The sequence below is a fragment of the Caballeronia sp. LjRoot31 genome (assembly GCF_964253885.1).
In the GTDB taxonomy this organism is placed as follows: Bacteria; Pseudomonadota; Gammaproteobacteria; order Burkholderiales; family Burkholderiaceae; genus Caballeronia.
In genome coordinates this window covers 3,833,783-3,852,414 of the sequence record NZ_CAXURX020000001.1, presented here as the reverse complement: position 1 = coordinate 3,852,414, position 18,632 = coordinate 3,833,783, and the positions used below count along the sequence as shown (strand labels likewise).

The following is an 18,632-nucleotide window of genomic DNA, read 5'->3' as shown; positions in this document are numbered from 1 at the left end:
TGCGCACAAACGCCAAAAGGTCTTCATCCGTCGTACCTAAAAAAGAAGGCCGCAAAGCGGCCTGAAGAGGGGTACTACAGGGGGATCAATAAGACGCATCGTAAAACGCAAGACTTAAGAGAACATTAAGCCGCGTTGAGCGCGCTCTGATTGTCCTGTCGAACGCTTTTCGTGGCTTGAAAAAGCCGATGCCGGATGAACGTCAGTTCATCCGGCATCGGCTTTTTTGCTTCTTCGACGTGACAACAGAGGCGGATGTTTATCGATCGCTTCGGTTGTCCGACCTTCGAATTAGTTATGCGAGTAGAGCGAGCGTTCGTTGCTCAGGCTAACGCGGCTGCCCGATTGCGATTGCGTGTCTTGCACGCCACCGTAGGACGTTGTGTTTGCGTTTGCTTGCGCGCGTTCCGCTGCAACGGTTTGTACGCTTTGGCCGCGCTGCGATGCCGGTGCGCCGACGCTCGGGTTATACGACGGTGCCGGGCCGTAGCCGCTGCTGGCGAATGCGGGGGCAGCCAAAGCTGCGGAGGCGGCGACCAACAATGCGGCGATAAGATTCTTGTTCATGATTTGCTCCGATTTGCATGAGTTTTAAGGGGCGCAGTGGCTTGGTTTTTTCTGCTCACTGCGTCGATGAAATTCAGTGTATACCCTTACTATCGATTTATTATGTCGATAGCATGCAATTGACTTTTCGGAATCCGCTAATAATGAGATGAAGGCGCGCGTGCCGTCGTGCGTGAAATCTAATCGTGCAAGGTCTCGATAATTGCCGCCGTGATCCCTGTACGGCCGTACGAAGCCCTCTCAACCATCCCGACTGTCCGAAGAATGGGAGGCAGTGCAATCGAAATCAGCCGCAACGACGGGTCCGTCTGCCATCCCGCCCTATGCAGATGGGGCAACACCGTGACGCCTACGTTCTTCCTCACCAGCGCCACGATCGTCTCGATGGAATTCAGTTCCAGATACTCGTTCACCTCCAATCCCAGCGCCGTCAGCGCCTGATCGACGACCACGCCGGTCCGCACGCGCCGGTCAAAACGCAAGAACCCATGCGACGCCAAAATCCGGCGCGGGTCCGTATCGGTGATCTCGCGACTCACGATCAGCATCAGCGGCTCCGTGTAGAGCGGCGTCCATTTGAGCGTATCGGGCAGGGTCTGGTCGGGACGCGCCACCACCGCCGCAATGTCCACCTCGCCCTGCTCCACCATGACCGTCAACTCGTCCGAACGGGCCGACAACAACCGCACATCCAGTCCAGGGTGAGCAGTTTTTAACCGCGCAACCCCCAGCGAGAGCGCCTGAATCACCGATACAACAGCGCCAATTGTCACAGGCCCTTGCATGGAGTCAGTGGTCTTGGCCTCCAGTTCATCGAGCAGCTCCAATATCTGCTCGACCTTCGGCCGAATCTCATGACCCTGCCGGCTCAGCACGATCTGGCGCGCGCTACGGTCAAAAAGCTGCCGCCCCAACGCCTGCTCCAGCCCGCGCATCTGCAAGCTGACCGCTGCCTGGGTGAGCGCGACCCTATCAGCCGCGGCCGCGAACGATCCCGTCCGCGCAACCGCCCGGAAGGTCTTCAGCATTCGAATGGTCGGCATGGCTTATTCAAGGAAAAGTTAAGCATCAAAAAGAAAGTTTAATATTTCCTGATGCATTTGGGCCGACATAATTACTTCAATGAAAGTGTTGGCGATAGGTGATCGCTCTATCGCCGAGAGAGAACAGAGATTCCGGGCTCGCCGCCTGTATTGCCCCGCAGCGGAGTATTGAATTTGTCGACGTTAAGCAAGCTGCCTCTGGACCAGCCTGATCGCCAGGATCAGGCCAATCCGCCCGCCAGGCATCCCGTACTCGAAGTCAGTGGTTTCTCGCTGAAATTCTCGCGCGCCGCGCATGTTCCGAATCTCGTCGAGGACGTCTCGTTCTCCGTGAATGCGGGCGAAACGCTGTGCATCGTCGGGGAATCGGGGTGCGGCAAAAGCGTGACGTCGCTGGCGTTGATGGGTTTGCTGCCCAGCCCGCCGGCCAATATTGTCGCGGGAAAGGCGATCTTCGACGGCCGCGATCTCTTCACCCTCACCGAACGCGAACTCGCCGATATCCGCGGCAACCGGATGTCGATGATCTTCCAGGAGCCGATGACCTCGCTCAATCCCGCGTTCACCGTCGGGCATCAGATCGCGGAATGCGTGCAACGGCATCGTGGTTTGAGCGGCGCGGCGGCGCGCAAGGAGGCGTTGGATATGCTGCGCCTCGTGCGCATTCCCGCGCCGGAAACGCGGCTTGACGCTTACCCGCACGAACTTTCGGGCGGCATGCGTCAACGCGTGATGATCGCGATGGCGCTGGCGAATCGCCCGCAGCTGGTGATCGCCGATGAACCCACAACCGCACTCGATGTCACCATCCAGGCGCAGGTTTTATTGCTGGTGCGCAGCCTGCAAGCCGAAACCGGCACGGCGATGGTGTTGATCACGCACGACCTCGGCGTTGTAGCCGAAGTGGCCGATTACGTCGCGGTGATGTACGCGGGACGGATCGTGGAATATGGCTCGGTGGATGAAATCTTCGATGACCCGCAGCACCCGTACACCATCGGTTTGATGGGCGCGATTCCACCGGTGGGAAAACGCGAAGGCGCGCTCGCCACCATTCGCGGTTCCGTGCCGTCGCCTGAACAAATGCCTAAGGGTTGTCGGTTTGCGCCGCGCTGTCCGTTCGTGGAGCAGCGGTGTATCGACGCGGTGCCAAAGGATAAACAGTTGGATGGAGCGCATCGGGTGGCGTGCTGGGTTGCGCCCGTTGAACTCGCTCTTGGCGGAGCGGCGGTATGAACATCAACGCTCCTATTATTGAAGCGCGGGAACTGACCAGGCACTTTGGCGGGACGCGCAGCCTGTTCACGCGCACGCCGACGGTCTACGCGGTGAACGGCGTCTCGTTTTCCGTGCAAAAGGGCGAGACGTTTGCCATCGTCGGGGAGTCGGGTTGCGGCAAGTCGACGCTCGGACGCCTGTTGCTGCGTCTTATCGATAGCACCGAAGGACGCGTGATCTATGAAGGCAAGGACATCACGCATCTTGGCACCGAGCCCATGCGCCGCCTGCGCCGCGAGATGCAGATCATCTTTCAGGACCCGTTTGCGTCGCTGAATCCGGGCATGACGGTGGGGCAGATCATCGGTGAACCGATCGCGCTGCATGGGCTGGCGAAAGGCGCTGCGCTTAACGACCGTGTAGCCGACTTGCTGCGCACGGTCGGATTGCAACCCGGTTACGCCGAACGTTATCCGCATGAGTTTTCGGGCGGGCAGCGCCAGCGTATCGGCATTGCGCGGGCGTTAGCGGGCGAGCCCAAGCTGATAGTCGGCGATGAACCCGTCTCCGCGCTCGATGTCTCCGTGCAGGCCCAGGTGATCAACCTGCTGGAGTCACTGAAGCAGGAGCTTGGCCTGACGCTGATCATGATCGCGCATGACCTCGCGGTGATCCGCCATATGAGCGATCGCGTGGCGGTGATGTATCTCGGCGAAATCGTCGAAATGGCGAATGTGGACGATCTGTTTGACCAGCCGCTTCATCCTTATACGCAAGCTTTATTGCAGGCAATTCCTGCGAGCAGCCCGCGTCAGCGCAGAACCAAACCCTCCTTGACCGGCGACCTGCCGAGTCCGACCGCGCCGCCTTCGGGTTGCCGTTTTCATCCGCGTTGTCCGCATGCACGGTCACGCTGCGCCGACGAACAACCGGTCAACGAAACGCTGGAGAACGGCCACCGTGTCGCGTGCCATTTCTGGCGCGAGATCCAGAACGAGGGTGGCGGCCCGCCGCTGGTTTCCATCGTCAGCCCGAAACTCGTTGAACGGCTCGCGGTGTATCGGCAACGTCAGGCGCTGGTCGACGGTGCTGTAAAAGAACAACCGAACAAACGATAAACGGGGAAGTCCAGATGCGAAAGATTGTGTTGGCCGCGGCGCTCGCCGCGAGTGTTAGCACCAGCGCCGTGATGGCTCAGTCGAACTCGACTATCCGGATTGGTTTGCAGGACGATATCGGCACGCTCGATCCGGCGCGCAGCAGTCAGGTGGTTGACCGGATCGTGTTCAGTTCGCTATGCAATTCACTGGTGGATATTGGCCCGGACCTGAAGATCGTACCCATGCTAGCGACCTCCTGGAGCATGAGCGCCGACAACAAGACGCTCACATTCAAGCTGCGCCACGGCGTGAAATTCCACGACGACGAGCCATTCAACGCTGCCGCCGTGAAGGCGAATCTCGATCGCGCGCGTTCCATGCCCGCGAGCAATCGCAAGAGCGAACTGGCGTCCATCGATCACGTGGATGTAGTCGATGAATTCACCGTCGCGATCGTGTTGAAAACGCCCGATGCCGCGCTGCTCGCCACGCTGACCGATCGTGCCGGCATGATGCTCGCGCCGAAAACCCTCACCGACGACACCAGCGTTTCCACGCATCCGGTGTGCTCAGGTCCGTACAAGTTCGTCGAGCGTGTACAGAACGACCGTGTCGTGCTGCAGAAATTCGCGGGCTACTGGGACGCCGATAAATACCCGATTCAGAAAGTCATCTTCCAGCCGATTCCCGACAGCACTGTGCGCCTCGCGAACCTGCGCTCGGGATCGCTCGACATGCTGGAACGTCTCGCGCCGTCCGATGTGGCATCGGTGAAAAGCGACAAGAACCTCAACTTCATTTCGATGAGCGGCCTTGGCTTCTACGACCTCACGTTCAACGTGTCGAACGGACCGCGTGCGCCGAAGGCGTTCAAGGACAAACGTGTGCGCCAGGCGTTCGAACTTGCCATTGACCGCGATGCGATCAATCAGGTGATCGGCGGCGGAATTTTCTCGCCGATCAACCAGGCGATACCGTCGAACAGTCCGTACTTCGATGCATCGATCAAGACGACCAAACGCGATATCCCGAAGGCGAAAGCGTTGCTCAAGGCGGCGGGTTTCGAGCAGCTTAATGTGGAACTGACCTTCGGTAACAACACCGTATCGAACCAGATGGCGCAGATGCTGCAAGCCATGCTGTCGGAGGCCGGCATCAACCTCAAGTTGCGTCCGACCGATTACGCCGCGGCGCTGAATGCATCGACGAAAGGCGACTTCGAATTGCTGTACCTCGGCTGGTCGGGACGCACGGACCCGGATGGCAACCTGCATCAGTTCGTGACCTGCAAGGGCAATTTGAACTACGGGCGTTATTGCAATCCTGACGTGGACAAGCTGCTCGACGACGCGCGTGTGAAAGCGACCGTGGCCGAACGCAAGCCGATCTACGACGCCGCGCAAAAGCTCCTCGCCGATGAAGACCCGATCGTGTATCTCTACGCACAGCCGTGGCCGTATGCGTTGTCGAAGAAAGTGCAGGGCTTCACGCCTTATCCGGACGGGTTGATTCGTCTGCGTGGCGTGAGCATCAAGGGGTAGTCCGCTAATGATTCGAATCATCGCCAACCGCGCGCTTGTCGCGATCCCGACACTGATCCTGGTGTCGATGATGATCTTCGGCCTGCAAAAAATGCTCCCCGGCGATCCGGTCATGGCGATGGCTGGCGAAGACCAGAACCCGCAGGTTATCGCTACGTTGAGGCTGAAGTATCACCTCGATGAACCCGTGCCCGTGCAATACGCGCTTTGGGTGCGCGACATTCTTCATGGCGATCTGGGCGCGTCGCTCAGGACCGATGTGCCGGTGACCAAACTCATCGCGCAGAAGTTGCCGGTGACGTTGCAACTGGCCGTCATGGCGATGATCTTCGCGATCGGCATTGGCGTGCCGCTGGGGGTTTTATCGGCGGCGAACAAGGGGAAAGCGCTCGATTACGGTGCGAACATTCTCGCGCTCACCGGCATGTCCATACCCAACTTCTGGCTCGGGATCATCCTGATCTTCTTGGTATCGGTGAAGTGGCAATTGTTGCCTTCATCCGGATACGTGTCGCCGACCGAGGATTTCTGGTTGAGCATCAAGACCATGCTGATGCCAGCGTTCGTGTTGGGCGCGGCGCTCGGCGCGCAGTTGATGCGACATACGCGCAGCGCGATGCTGAGTGTTTTGCGCAGCGATTACATTCGCACGGCGCGCGCCAAAGGGCTTCTGCGAGGCACGGTAGTGGTCAAGCACGTCTTTCGCAACGCGCTGATTCCGATTGTCACGGTGCTCGCCTTGCTCTTCGGCGAACTGCTTGCCGGCGCGGTGCTGACGGAACAAGTGTTCACTATTCCGGGCTTCGGCAAGCTGGTCGTCGATGCCGTTTTCAATCGCGATTACGCCGTCGTTCAAGGCGTGGTGCTCGTCACGGCGGTAGGGTTTATCGTGGTGAATCTGTTCGCCGATGTCTTGTATGTTCTGCTCAACCCGCGGCTGAGGAAAAGCTGATGGCGACTATTGTGGAAGTGGAAACAGCCGCTTTGCCGCGCAAACGCAATCGCGCGTTGGGCCGCTTCATGCGCAATCGTGCCGCCGCAGCGGGCGCGGTAATCGTGCTTCTAATAATTCTTGTGGCCATCTTCGCACCGTGGCTTTCGCCCTACGATCCCATTCAGGCGAGCTTCATGACGGTGCGGCAAGCGCCATCGGCGAGTCATTGGTTCGGAACCGATGAACTCGGTCGCGACGTCTTCACGCGCTTGCTGTGGGGCGCACGCGCTTCGTTGCTGGCGGGCGTGGTGTCGGTGGGTATCGCAGTGGTGATCGGCGTGCCGCTCGGTTTGCTCGCAGGCTACTTCGGCAAACTGGTCGATGGCGTGATCTCGCGCTTCACCGATGCCTTGCTGTCCATCCCGTTCCTGATCCTCGCCATCGCATTGGCCGCGTTCCTCGGACCGAGCCTCACCAACGCGATGATCGCTATCGGCGTCTCGGCCATGCCGCGTTTCGTACGCCTCACGCGCGGCCAGGCAATCAGCGTCAAAGCGGAGGATTATGTGGAAGGTGCGCGTGCGATCGGACTCGGCCATTTCCGCATCATCGTCCGCTATATTTTTCCGAACGTGCTGCCGCCCGTCATCGTGCAGGCCAGTCTCACGGTCGCCATGGCGATCATCGCGGAAGCCAGCTTGTCGTTCCTCGGCCTCGGGCAATTACCGCCGGCGCCATCGTGGGGATCGATGCTGAACACCGCCAAGGACTTCGTCAGCCAGGCGCCGTGGATGTCGATCTTCCCGGGCATTGCGATCTTCCTGGCCGTGCTCGGCTTCAACCTGCTCGGCGATGGACTGCGCGACGCGCTCGATCCGCGCGAGCTTTGACCCCAACAACTTTCATCACAAAAGAGACGAGTTTCCCATGACCCGCTTCAACTGGCAGAACCCCTATCCCACGCCGCGCTTGCCCGTGTTCGCGCGCAATATTGTTTCGACGTCCCATCCCCTCGCTGCGCAAGCCGGCTTGCGCATGTTGTGGAAGGGCGGTAACGCCGTCGATGCCGCTATCGCGGCAGCGGCAGCCATTACGCTGGTCGAGCCCGTGTCGTGCGGCCTTGGCGGCGACGCGTTCGCGCTCGTCTGGGACGGCGCCAAGCTGCATGGATTGAACGCATCGGGCGTGTCTCCCGCAGCGTGGAACGTCGATTACTTCAAGAACAAGTACGGCGAGCAAAACGGCCTGGCGAACCAGCCGAAGCGCGGTTGGGACGCGGTCACCGTGCCCGGCGTGATCGCTGGGTGGGAAGCGCTGCACGCGAAGTTCGGCTCGCTGCCGTTCGGCGACCTGATGGAACCGGCCATCGAAATTGCCGAGCGCGGGCACGCGGTGGCGAGCATTGTCGCGTACAAATGGGCGGCGGCTATCGCCGAGTTGAAAGACCAGCCCGGTTTCGCCGATACCTTCATGCCGCGCGGCCGCGCGCCGGAGATCAGCGAGTTGATGCGTTATCCCGGTCATGCAAAGACCTTGCGTACGCTCGCTGAACACGGACCTCGCGCGTATTACGAAGGCGAGATTGCCGAGAAGATTGCGGCGTTCGCGAAGCAGGGCGGCGGCGCGATGACCGCTGCCGATCTGCGCAATTACAAGGCCGACTGGGTCGAGCCGATCTCGAAGGATTATCGCGGTCATACGGTCCACGAGATTCCGCCGAACGGGCAGGGCATTGCTGCGCTGATCGCGCTCGGCATTCTCGATAAATTCGATGTGAAGTCGCTCACCGTCGACAAGATCGAGTCGCAGCATTTGCAGATCGAAGCCATGAAGCTCGCTTTCGCCGATGTCTATCAGTACGTCGCCGATCCTCGTTCCATGGACGTCACGCCCGAGCAGATGCTCGACGACGCGTATCTCACCGAGCGCGCCAAGCTCATCGATCCGAACAAGGCGAAGCACTTCGACTTCGGCATGCCGCCGGCGGGCGGGACCATTTATATGTCGGTGGCAGACGAGCGCGGCATGATGGTGAGTTTCATCCAGTCGAACTACATGGGCTTTGGCTCAGGCGTGGTTGTGCCGGATACGGGTATCGCGATGCAGAACCGCGGTTTTGGTTTCTCGATGGACCCGAAATCCGCGAACGTGGTGGAGGGCAGCAAGCGGCCATTCCATACCATCATCCCGGCGTTCCTCACGCAGGACGTGGACGGCGTGCAGGAAGCGGTGATGAGCTTTGGCGTGATGGGCGGCGACATGCAGCCGCAAGGTCATCTGCAATCCATCGTGCGTCTGCTTGATTACGGCCAGCAACCGCAAGCTGCTTGCGATGCACCGCGCTGGAAGGTGAATCGCGATTTCACCGTCGATGTGGAATCAACGCTTGATCGCGAAACGGTGAAGGCGCTGCAAGCGATGGGACACACGATCAAATCCGTCGATGATCCTTATATGGATTTCGGCTCGGGTCAGTACATCTGGAAGCTGGACCGTAACGATCCTGAGCGTGGATATGTAGCGGCGAGCGATAGCCGCCGCGATGGGCTGGCGGCGGGGTTCTAGGTTCACTCGGTCGGCAAGCATCAAGGCAGTATGTACGAAGAAGGGCCGTTCATCCAACCATCGTGGGTGAGCGGCCCTTTTCATTGGCACGTGAAAGTGTGCGCGTTACGAAGCCGATGCCAGCGCGTATCGGCGACAATGTTCGAGATAACCGCCTTCGTGGCTGCTCACCAGTTCCACGATACTTTTCCATAGCCACGAAGGTGCATCCAGCGACTTCGACTTCGCGCGGTGCAACTCGGATAACCACGCGCGCCGCTGTGCCGTATCCATCTGCCGGGCGTGCGCTTTACCAACGACCATCGCCAGGAAGCGCGCTGCCTTCATCGCTTCATCCTGCGTCAATTGTTCGACCGTCAGCTTCATGTCCTGCGGCAACAACTCGCGAATCACCACCGACCGGTCGTTCAAACGCGCCGGGCGCATCCGCTCTCCAAGCCACGGCGTCAGGTGCCGCGCCCCTTCGACGATCCGTTCGGCGTTATCGCGCGGCATGCGCTTGCGCGACGCCTGATCCGTATAACGCGGTGCTGCGGCCTTTGCACCTTCCTTGATATCGATAAGGCAAAGATCGTCGCCGTCTATCGCACCGCCGTCGATGTCCAGCAACACCGCATATCGCAACCGGCCGAGCGAGCTGCAGCCCTTCACCCAATACGCGGCATCGATCACGGTGACCTTTTCTTCGTCGGCGTTCTTGCGCAGAGTGGTTGCTATATCGGCAATCTCGCGCTGCTGGAACAGCGCCTTTATTTCGGCACGTTCACTCTTGTCGAGCGGCCAGAAACGCTTGCCGAGGGGAATGCTCGGTTCAATGTCTTCAATGCGCTCGATCGCCAGTTGCTGCCACGTGCGTCGCACCGCTTCCTTCATCATCACCCTTACCTCTTCGGGTTTCGTGTCCTTGGCAGAGCGATGGCTGGAACGATCGAAGGCATGTTCGTAGCCTTGCGCGAGCGCTTCCATCATGCGTGCTGTCGTGACGCCGGGCAGGTCGGAGCCGCGCGCGGCCGTTGCCAGCGATAGCCCAAGCCGGATGATGTCGTGCGCCGGATTGCCGATCACGGTCTGGTCGAGATCGCGGATCTGGATCTCCACGCGGCCGTCGGCGTTGGCAACGGGCCCAAGATTGCCTGTGTGGCAATCACCGCAAATCCAGATGGCGGGGCCTTCGGGCAGCGAATGTCCTTCAATGCCGTCGAGCCATTCATAGAACTTGGTCGTGCTGCCGCACACGTAGGCATGCGCCGATTCGGCCATCTTCATGTTGCGGCGCTCATAGAGGAGCGCCTGACGATCGTTGGGACTGGGAAGCTTGAACTTTTTCTTGGGCATGGGATCGTCCTGTAGTGCTCGACTAGAGCAAGGCGCATGCCGTTGCCGTGTAATGCAAATGAAGGGTGTTTGCGGGCGGATGCTTGTCGCTGGTTTTGATCGTGCAGCAAAGCCGTCGAGCGTTGTGATCGTTTGGCCCGGCGGCTGGATTTTTGATCCGTTACGGTATCGGCCTGCGCTTTCCAAGGAGACACGATGACGCTACCCACCTTTTCCATGGTCGATACCGCCCCCACGCCGGTCGGTCCTTTTTCTCACGCGGCCGAAGCGGATGGCTGGGTGTTCCTCACCGGTCAAATGCCGACCGATCCCGCCGATGACTCCAGGCCCTTGCCCGAAGGCGTGGAAGCGCAGACGCGCCGGGTGATGGATAACCTGATTCTTGTGCTGGAAGGGATCGGGTTATCGCTGGATAACGTGGTCAGCGTGCGGATTTTCCTGACCGAATTCAAACGCGATTACGCCGCGATGAACGAGGTTTATAAAGGCTACTTTCTGCCTAAGCCGTTGCCGGCGAGGACGTGTATCGGCGTGACAGGATTGGCTCGCGATGCGCTGGTGGAGATTGATTTCGTCGCCAAACGATGAGTTTATTTACTAGCCGATGAGTCCACGTGCCGGAAGGTGAGGTTGATCCGTTCTCCGCGGGCTTCCGGTTCTTTCGGCACCCTATGCGCCCAGTCGAGTTGAGTGCGTCCCTGCATGATGAGCAAGCTGCCGTGCGTGAGTTGAAGCGTATGCGTTTGCCGGGTCTTCGTATGCCGGAAGTCGAAGGTCCGCGTCGTGCCCAGACTTACCGAGGCGATCACCGGTTCTGGCCCGAGTTCACGCTCCTTGTCGGCATGCCAGCCCATGCTGTCCATGCCCGTGCGGTAGCGGTTGATCAACACGCTGTTGAACGTCGTTTTCGCTTCGGCTTCGGCCTGTGTTTTGAGCGTTAATACGGCCGGCGTCCACGGCTTCGGAATGTTGCGAATGCCTGAGTACACGTACACCGCGCCAGGATCGCCCTGCCACGCGGTCAAGCGCGGGAAGGGGATCTTGCCGGCAGGCGTGTTCATTGAGTCCTGCTGCCAGGTGATTTCATCGAGCAAAGCGGCTAACGTGTCCGACGCCGTCGGCGCGTCCAGCCAGTCAGGCAGCCATACGATGTCAGGCTTGGGAATGTCGTCGAAGAGGTCGAACATGGCGGTGATTTTCGCCTTCAGGCTATCTGCTAAGTTGATGTCAGTAACTTAGCAGATTCTCTTTCCTGAAACTTGCTCACATGTTTCCAAAGCCGCCACGTTGCGCGGCGGCTCATCAATTCAACGAGCGAGCTTCGTCACCGTCACCCGTTTCTTCAGCACACGCGCTTGCAGCACGATCACCAGCAACAAGAACACGCCACGTATCACCGATTGCCAATACGCCGACAGGCTGATAAAGCCCAGTCCATTCTCGAAGTTCAGCAGGTTGAACACCAAACCCAGCAGCGCGACGCCGGCTATCGTCATTGCGATCGATCCTTGTCCGCCGGTTAGCAACGTCCCGCCCAGCACCACCGCCGATATCGCGAACAACTCCCAGCCCACGCCTTCATTCGGCTGCCCTGCGCCGAATTGGGCAGCCAGTATCGCTCCCGCTATTCCGGCCAGCAAGCCGCTCAGCGCATAGACCGCGACCAGTGTGCGGTCCACGTTCAAGCCCATCAAACGCGATGCTTCTTCGCTACCGCCTATTGCCAGCGCGTGTCGGCCGAAGCGTGTGCTTCGCAATGCCAGCCAGCCCAAAACAGCCGCCAATGCCGCCACGATTCCCGGAATCGGCAGACCCCATAAATCCCCTTGTCCAAAGTTGGCGAAACTGGAGGTGGCCGCAATCGATACGGCATCGTTATGCCCCAGCAGCAACGCCAACCCATGCGCTCCAAGGCTCGTCGCCAAGGTAACGATAAACGGCAAGATCCGCATATGCGTGATGACGAGGCCATTCAACACGCCTATCGCGAGTCCCGCTGCCGCGCCCGCGAGCACCGCGACCAGACCGCCATACGGGCTCGCCAACGCAGCCACCACGCTCGCCAGCGCCGCCACCGTTCCGACCGACAGGTCGATGCCGCCCGTGATGATCACAAACGCCATGCCCACCGATATCAACGCGAACATCGAGTTGTATCGCCAGAAAGAATTGATGTTGTAGGCCGATGCAAAGTGGTCGTATCGAAGCACGCCGAGCACGAGTAATGCCGCTAACGCCAACAGAATGGGAAGGTTCTTTTTCATGTCGATGTATCCCTATCGCTGACGCCGCTGGACATACACTGCGGCGATGATGATGCCGGCTTTCACCACCAACGCGGCGGCATCGGGAATGCCGTGCGCAAGCAGCGTGTATCGCAGCAACTGGATGATCAGCGCGCCAATCAGCGTCCCCACTATGTACGCCCTGCCACCCGTCAACGCTGTGCCGCCTACGGCCACTGCGGCAATGGCATCGAGCTCGGAGCCCAGGCCGATCACGTTAGCGTCCGACGAGGAATTCACGGAGATCGATATCAACCCCGCCAGCCCTGCCAACGCCGCGCACAAGGTGTAGGCGATCATCTTCACGCGCGCCGTTGGAATCCCGCTCAGGTACGCTGCGCGCTCGTTGCCGCCCGTCACGAGCAGGTACTGGCCGAACAAGGTCTTGCGCACGATCCACGCGAACACGGCTACGAGCGCGAGCATCAGGAATACTTGCGCCGGCACGCCCGCCACGCGGCCCAGCGCGATCCACTGGAACGCGGGGTTGTCGAACGCTTGCAGGCTGCCGTCGGTGAACACTTGTGCAATGCCCCTTCCTGCGATGAACAGCACCAGCGTCGCGACAATCGGCTGCACGGAGAGCCTCGTGACGAGGAAGCCGTTGAACACACCGCACAGGGCGGCGGCCATTACGGGCAACACAAAGGCTAATGCAATGCCGAACGGCCCGGCCACGTTCATGAAGATCATCGGCGCGAGCGAACCGGCAATCGCCATTGAAGCGCCCACCGATAAATCGATACCACCCGTCGCCACGACCAGCGTCATCCCAATGCCGACGATCACGATGGTCACCACTTGCGTCAAGTTGACGTTGAAGGTTTGCAGCGACCAGAAGTGCTGCGTGAAGAGCAGGTTGAAAACGATCATCGCCAGCAGCACGGCGATCTCGCGCTGAATCGTTATCCGATGCTTTTTCTTCTGCGCGGCCGGTACGATCGGCGCGGCTGTCGCCGGTTGCGTTTTCTGATTCATGGCTGACCTTCTTTTGCATCGACCGCTTCCGCGAGCGCGGATTCTTCACCTGAGCCGTACGCGATTGCATCCATGATCGACGCCTCGCTCATGCCCGCGCCGTCGAGTTCGGCGACGGTCTTGCCATCGCGGATCACGACCGCGCGATCGGCTACCGCAGTGAGCTCTTCCAGCTCCGACGCCGACAGCAACACCGCCAGCCCGGAGTCGCGCAGTTCACGGATGATCTTGGCGACATCGGCCTTGGCACCGACATCGATCCCTCTTGTGGGTTCATCGAGCAGCAACAAGGTTGGATTCGTCGCGAGCCAGCGTGCGAGCAAAACTTTCTGCTGATTGCCACCAGATAATTCGCGGATCGGTTGATCTGCCGAACGCAGTTTGATCCCCAGCGATTCGATAAACCGGTCCACTATCTCACGCTGCTTCGCGACGTCGACCACACCGCGTTTGGTCAGCGTGCGCAGGCACACGAGCGTGAGGTTGTCGCGCACCGACAGCTCCGGCACGATGCCTTCGCCCTTGCGGTCCTCGGTGAGATACGCAATCCCGCGCGCTATTGCGTCCTGCGGCGACTTGAGCGTGACCGGCTTGCCATCGATGGAAAGCGACCCGCGTTCGGTCGAATCCGCGCCGAACATCAGCCGCATGGTTTCCGTGCGGCCCGAGCCAAGCAGCCCGGCGAGACCAACGGCCTCGCCTGAGTGGACATCGAGCGATACATCCGACACCTTCGCTCCCGCGCCGAGGTTCGTTGCGCTGATCGCCGTCGAACCGCGTTTGGCAAGGTTCGCTTCCTTGACCGCGCTGTCCTCGTGCACGACCGCGGCGAGCGTACGCCCAAGCATGGTGGTGACGAGTTGCAGCTTGTCGAGTGCGGCCATCGGGCTTTCCGCAACGGTTTGTCCGTCGCGCATGACCGTGACGCGGTCGCACAGCGCATACAACTCATCCAGCCGATGCGAGACGAAAATCACCGCGCGACCGTCGTCCCTTAAACGCCTCACTACGCTGAAGAGCAATTCGACTTCGCGTTCATCGAGCGAGGACGTGGACTCGTCCATGATGACCATCTTCGCTTCCGACGATACCGCCCGCGCCAGCGCCACCATCTGCTGGATAGCCGTTGAAAACTCACGCACGGGTTTGCTGACATCGATCTGTAATCCGAACGAATCGAGCAATTCCTGCGCGCGCCGGTGAATCGTCTTCCAGTCGATCAACCCGAATCGACGCGGCTCGCGGCCGAGAAAAATGTTCTCGGCAATCGAGCGAAACGGGACGAGATTGATCTCCTGGTAGATCGTGCTGATACCCGCTTCGCGTGCTTCTTTCGGGCTGCGGAAATCGGCTTCGCGGCCATCGAAACGAATCGTGCCTGACGTGCGCCGGTATGCGCCCGTCAGGATCTTGATCAGCGTCGATTTACCCGCGCCGTTCTGCCCGATCAGCGCATGCACTTCTCCCGCTGTCACCGACAGCCGCGCGTGCCGCAACGCGGCTACACCGCCAAAGCTGATGTCGATGTCCTGCATCTCGAGCAGGGGTGATCCGGAATTCGGCGTGTTCATCTTGTGCGTCTCCCTGGCGGCTGGTTTCACGCAGTGACTGCGTTTCCATCCGCCGGATACAAAAGAAGCGACGGCCCGCGAAAGACGGGGCGCGCCGCTTCGAACACCTTCGTTGCTCTTACCCAAGCGTCATACGTTCACTGAACGTGTTCGTTCAATAGCCGTACTGCATGCTCTCTTTAACGTTGCTTTTATCGTAGAAGCGGTCGGAGACTTTCACCCACGGCGGGACCGTTTCGCCCTTCGCGAATTTCTGCGCCACATCGCACGCGAGCGGGCCGAAGAACGGGCTCGACTGCACGCTTGCACCGAGTTCGCCGGCAGCGATGGCGTCCAAACCGCCCTTCGTCCCGTCGATGGTCACAATGGTGATGTCCTTGCCCGGCTGCTTGCCGGCCGCCTTGATAGCGGCAATTGCGCCGAGCGCCATTTCGTCGTTGTGAGCGTAGACGGCGGTCACGTCGGGATGCGCCTGAAGCAGCGTTTCCATGACCTTACGACCCGTGTCGCGCGCAAAGTCACCGCTCTGCGACGCGATGATCTGCATGCCCGGATTCTTCGCGATCACGTCGTCAAAACCCTTCTTGCGATCGTTCGCAGCGGACGCGCCCGTCGATCCTTCCAGTTCGATGATCTTCGCCTTGCCGCCAGTCGATTTAACCAGCCAGTCGGCCGCACGCTGCCCCTGGTTGATGAAGTCCGAGCCGATGAACGTAATGTAGTCACGACCCGCTTTCGCCACCGACTGATCCACGTCACGGTCGACCAGGATCACCGGAATGCCGGCTTTCTTCGCCTGCAGCACGATCGGCGCAAGCGGTTTTTCTTCACGCGGCGGGAACACGATCAAATCGACGTGCTGCGCGATCATGCTCTGGATATCGGCGACTTGTTTCGATGCCGAGCTGTTCGCGTCGGTCATCACCATCTGCCAGCCGCACTTCGCCGCGACGTCCTTGAAGCTCTTGGTTTCGGCGAGACGCCACGGGTTGTTGCTTTCGGTCTGGGCGAAGCCGACGCGCAAGGGTTTCTTGGTCGCGAGCTTGGGCAGGGGAGAGTCATCGGCGTGGGCGATGCTGAAGCCCGCGATCATCGACAGCGCGAGCGCCGACGTGGCCAGCACGCGCAACGGGAATTTGCGTTTGTTGAAATTTTCAAGCGACAGCATGTCTTCCTCCGGTATGGATGGTCCTGCTTTTTTAAGTGCTTCGGTCCTGCCGTGTTTTTCGTTCTCGGTGCTCCATCTCAATAAGTCGAGGTGCGATGATTATTCCACCGTATTTTATTATTGGTCAATCGCTAATATTATTAATTGCGGGCTGTTTCGCCACGGTAATTACCCTTACCGACGCGCGTTCTACCAGTGGCCCATCGAGCTTCACCGTGCGTCGGCGCACGGGTGCACCGGCGGCGCGGTTGTGCTCCTCCTGGAGCAGCGTTTCGACGGCCCATCGGCCCAGTTCATAGTTGGGCAGGACGACGGTGGACAGCGGCGGATGGGTATGCCGGGCGATCTCCTGATCGTCATAGCCGAGTACGGAAACGTCTTCCGGTACACGTAATCCGAGCTGCTTCAGCGCTTCGATTGCGCCGAGCGCCATCAAGTCGTTCGCGCAGAAAATGGCTGTTGGCGGGTTGGGCTGGCGCATTAATGACAGGGTCTGTTCGAAGCCCGAACCCGAGCTCCAGTCGCCTTCACGCACCAGCTCGGCGGCGAACGGCAGGTCTGCTGTCGAGAGCGCCATCCGATACCCCTTCAGCCGGTCGCGCGACGCGTCTTGCCAGGGTTCGCCGTTCACATACCCAATCCTTCGATGCCCCGAGTTCAGCAAATATTCCGTCGCGGTATGGCCTCCCGTGACTTCCGCCGGCACCACCGACGACAGCTCGGAATCGCTTGTGTAGCAGTTCAGCAGGACCGTTGGGACCTTGGAAAGCGCTGCGGGCAACGTCACCTTGCGCGTGTACACCGTCGCGTAAATCACGCCGAGCACGTTGGGGTTCGTCAGCGTGGCGTCGAGCACTTGCTGTTCGATTTCCGCGTTGCCGTGCGTCGAGTAAACGGCAAGCATTCGGCCGTTTGCGAACGCTGTATCGCGCGCGCCGTCGATGTTCACCACCGGATGCGGACTCGTCGAAATTTCATCGGCGAGATACACGATCAGGTTCTTTTCGTTCGCCGTGATCGTCGCGTCCAGCGGCTCGCGGGACGTCATCCGGTAGCCGAGATCCTGCGCGGCCTTCAGCACTTTGTTGCGCGTGGCGTCGGAGAATTTTGCGCTGGTCGCGTTGTTCAGTACGAGCGAGACGGTGGATTGCGAAACGCCGGTCAGCTTCGCGATGTCGGTCATCGTCGGACGGCGCTGCGTGGATTTTTTCATTGTCAGTGGCCGCGAAAAGGCGGCGTTGCGTTGCGCTGAAACAGTCTGCGGATGCCGCCGACGGTACCACTAATATTTTCTATCGACAACGCTCGAAAACCATCGCCAGGATTGGCTTTGCCGGGGTTAAGACAAATCTAAGTGTTATTACTAATAATATTGACTATTTCGTGGCGATCGTGCGATTCTCGGGGCGCACGCTGGGCTGTCGGATCAATGAAAGCCACGCGTGCCGACCGCGCCCGACTCGCGTGGCGCAACCAAGGAGACGACGATGGCCCGCTACGACGAGCGCGCTCGCGATGCGCTTGCGGAGGATTTCGAACGTGATGGTTTTGTGCTGCTGCCCGACCAGTTCCCGCGCGCGGCGCTCGAAGCGTGGCGCGCGGCTTTCGCGCCGCTTTTCGGACCGCATGCGGAGGCGGCGCGCGAGCAGGGCGGCAGCGGTAATCGCGGGCCGGGGCGCTATTACGTCACGTTGCCGTTCGAAGGCGAGTTTGCCGATCCCGCCATTTTTTGCGATGACGATGTACTGGGAATCGTCGAGCGAATTGCCGGGCCGGATCCCGTGATGTGCCAGCTCGCCACCGATACCCCCGTGCGCGGTTCCGACTTTCAGGACTGGCATCGCGACACGCCGCCTTTGTTCGATGGCGTGCCGGAAACGCCGTCGTTCCAGTTGGCGGTGAATTTTCCGCTTATCGATGTGAATGATGAGAACGGGTCGCTGGAGATTACGCGCGGGACGCATCGGATATCGCGTGAGGATGCGCTTGCCGGTTTGGCGACTGGCCGGTTTCCGGCGCAGCGCGTTCCCATGCAACTCGGCGACGTGATGATCCGCGATGTGCGCGGGTTGCATCGGGGCACGCCGAATTTCACCGATACCCCGCGTCCGATGGTCGTGATCGGTTATAGCCGTTCGTGGTATTTCAGGCCGGAAGTGCAGGTGCAAGTGCCGCGCGATGTGTTCGCCGCGCTGCCTGCCCGCGCGAAACGGTTGCTGCGTTATAGCCCGCAAGTTGAGAAGTCGCCGCGGACCTTCGATGAAAGTTATCAGCGGTTTGCATATTGAACGCCGATCGTCAGGAAGGCGTGAATCAAAGCGCCGCCA

At 60.0% G+C, this 18,632-nt stretch carries 17 protein-coding genes; 8 read left to right on the top strand and 9 right to left on the bottom strand.

Annotated features, from left to right (window positions below):
• Positions 1-291: 291 nt before the first annotated feature.
• Positions 292-567 (bottom strand): hypothetical protein, encoded by a 276-nt coding sequence (locus ACSQ8V_RS17225; protein WP_436182896.1) that lies wholly within the window; start codon positions 565-567, stop codon positions 292-294.
• A gap of 179 nt (positions 568-746) precedes the next feature.
• Positions 747-1,610, bottom strand: a complete 864-nt coding sequence (locus ACSQ8V_RS17220) for a LysR substrate-binding domain-containing protein (RefSeq protein WP_436206421.1) — start codon at positions 1,608-1,610, stop codon at positions 747-749.
• A 198-nt stretch (positions 1,611-1,808) separates the two neighbouring features.
• On the opposite strand from ACSQ8V_RS17220, the gene ACSQ8V_RS17215 reads away from it, so the two are divergent.
• From ACSQ8V_RS17215 to ggt, 6 genes are read left to right on the top strand one after another with little or no spacing between them, the layout of a single operon-like run.
• Positions 1,809-2,846 carry an ABC transporter ATP-binding protein gene (locus tag ACSQ8V_RS17215; protein WP_436206680.1) on the top strand — a complete coding sequence of 346 codons (1,038 nt, stop codon included), beginning with the start codon at positions 1,809-1,811 and terminating at the stop codon, positions 2,844-2,846.
• A complete protein-coding gene (locus ACSQ8V_RS17210) occupies positions 2,843-3,946 on the top strand; it encodes an ABC transporter ATP-binding protein (protein WP_436206420.1) in 1,104 nt (367 codons plus the stop codon). The genes ACSQ8V_RS17215 and ACSQ8V_RS17210 overlap by 4 nt, the downstream gene beginning before the upstream one ends.
• 14 nt (positions 3,947-3,960) lie before the next feature.
• Positions 3,961-5,469 carry an ABC transporter substrate-binding protein gene (locus tag ACSQ8V_RS17205; RefSeq protein WP_436206419.1) on the top strand — a complete coding sequence of 503 codons (1,509 nt, stop codon included), beginning with the start codon at positions 3,961-3,963 and terminating at the stop codon, positions 5,467-5,469.
• A 7-nt stretch (positions 5,470-5,476) separates the two neighbouring features.
• Positions 5,477-6,421, top strand: a complete 945-nt coding sequence (locus tag ACSQ8V_RS17200; protein ID WP_436206418.1) for an ABC transporter permease — start codon at positions 5,477-5,479, stop codon at positions 6,419-6,421.
• Positions 6,421-7,293, top strand: a complete 873-nt coding sequence (locus ACSQ8V_RS17195) for an ABC transporter permease (RefSeq protein ID WP_436206417.1) — start codon at positions 6,421-6,423, stop codon at positions 7,291-7,293. Before ACSQ8V_RS17200 ends, ACSQ8V_RS17195 begins: the two co-directional genes overlap by 1 nt.
• A 37-nt stretch (positions 7,294-7,330) precedes the next feature.
• The gene (gene ggt, locus ACSQ8V_RS17190; protein ID WP_436206416.1) at positions 7,331-8,968 is read left to right on the top strand and encodes a gamma-glutamyltransferase; all 1,638 of its coding nucleotides are present in this window, start codon (positions 7,331-7,333) and stop codon (positions 8,966-8,968) included.
• Between the two features lie 105 nt (positions 8,969-9,073).
• Here the strand turns inward: ggt and ACSQ8V_RS17185 are convergent, their stop codons facing one another.
• Positions 9,074-10,303 (bottom strand): DUF2252 domain-containing protein, encoded by a 1,230-nt coding sequence (locus ACSQ8V_RS17185; protein ID WP_436206415.1) that lies wholly within the window; start codon positions 10,301-10,303, stop codon positions 9,074-9,076.
• Positions 10,304-10,498: 195 nt separating this feature from the next.
• Here ACSQ8V_RS17185 and ACSQ8V_RS17180 point away from each other — a divergent pair, with 195 nt between their 5' ends.
• Positions 10,499-10,891: a RidA family protein gene (locus ACSQ8V_RS17180; protein WP_436206414.1), complete on the top strand. Its 393-nt coding sequence runs from the start codon at positions 10,499-10,501 to the stop codon at positions 10,889-10,891.
• Between the two features lie 2 nt (positions 10,892-10,893).
• Here the strand turns inward: ACSQ8V_RS17180 and ACSQ8V_RS17175 are convergent, their stop codons facing one another.
• From ACSQ8V_RS17175 to ACSQ8V_RS17150, 6 genes are all read right to left on the bottom strand, one after another.
• A complete protein-coding gene (locus ACSQ8V_RS17175; RefSeq protein ID WP_436182889.1) occupies positions 10,894-11,490 on the bottom strand; it encodes an alpha-ketoglutarate-dependent dioxygenase AlkB family protein in 597 nt (198 codons plus the stop codon).
• 120 nt (positions 11,491-11,610) lie between these two features.
• Positions 11,611-12,567, bottom strand: coding sequence for an ABC transporter permease (locus tag ACSQ8V_RS17170; RefSeq protein WP_436182888.1), 957 nt, complete (start codon positions 12,565-12,567; stop codon positions 11,611-11,613).
• Positions 12,568-12,579: 12 nt separating this feature from the next.
• Positions 12,580-13,566: an ABC transporter permease gene (locus ACSQ8V_RS17165; RefSeq protein ID WP_436206413.1), complete on the bottom strand. Its 987-nt coding sequence runs from the start codon at positions 13,564-13,566 to the stop codon at positions 12,580-12,582.
• On the bottom strand, positions 13,563-15,137 hold the full coding sequence (locus ACSQ8V_RS17160; RefSeq protein WP_436206412.1) for a sugar ABC transporter ATP-binding protein: 1,575 nt from the start codon (positions 15,135-15,137) through the stop codon (positions 13,563-13,565). The genes ACSQ8V_RS17165 and ACSQ8V_RS17160 overlap by 4 nt, the downstream gene beginning before the upstream one ends.
• Positions 15,138-15,291: 154 nt before the next feature.
• Positions 15,292-16,305 (bottom strand): ABC transporter substrate-binding protein, encoded by a 1,014-nt coding sequence (locus tag ACSQ8V_RS17155; protein WP_213768871.1) that lies wholly within the window; start codon positions 16,303-16,305, stop codon positions 15,292-15,294.
• A 124-nt stretch (positions 16,306-16,429) separates the two neighbouring features.
• Positions 16,430-17,488, bottom strand: coding sequence for a LacI family DNA-binding transcriptional regulator (locus ACSQ8V_RS17150; protein ID WP_213768889.1), 1,059 nt, complete (start codon positions 17,486-17,488; stop codon positions 16,430-16,432).
• 304 nt (positions 17,489-17,792) lie between these two features.
• On the opposite strand from ACSQ8V_RS17150, the gene ACSQ8V_RS17145 reads away from it, so the two are divergent.
• Positions 17,793-18,593 carry a phytanoyl-CoA dioxygenase family protein gene (locus ACSQ8V_RS17145; RefSeq protein WP_436206411.1) on the top strand — a complete coding sequence of 267 codons (801 nt, stop codon included), beginning with the start codon at positions 17,793-17,795 and terminating at the stop codon, positions 18,591-18,593.
• Positions 18,594-18,632: the final 39 nt, after the last annotated feature.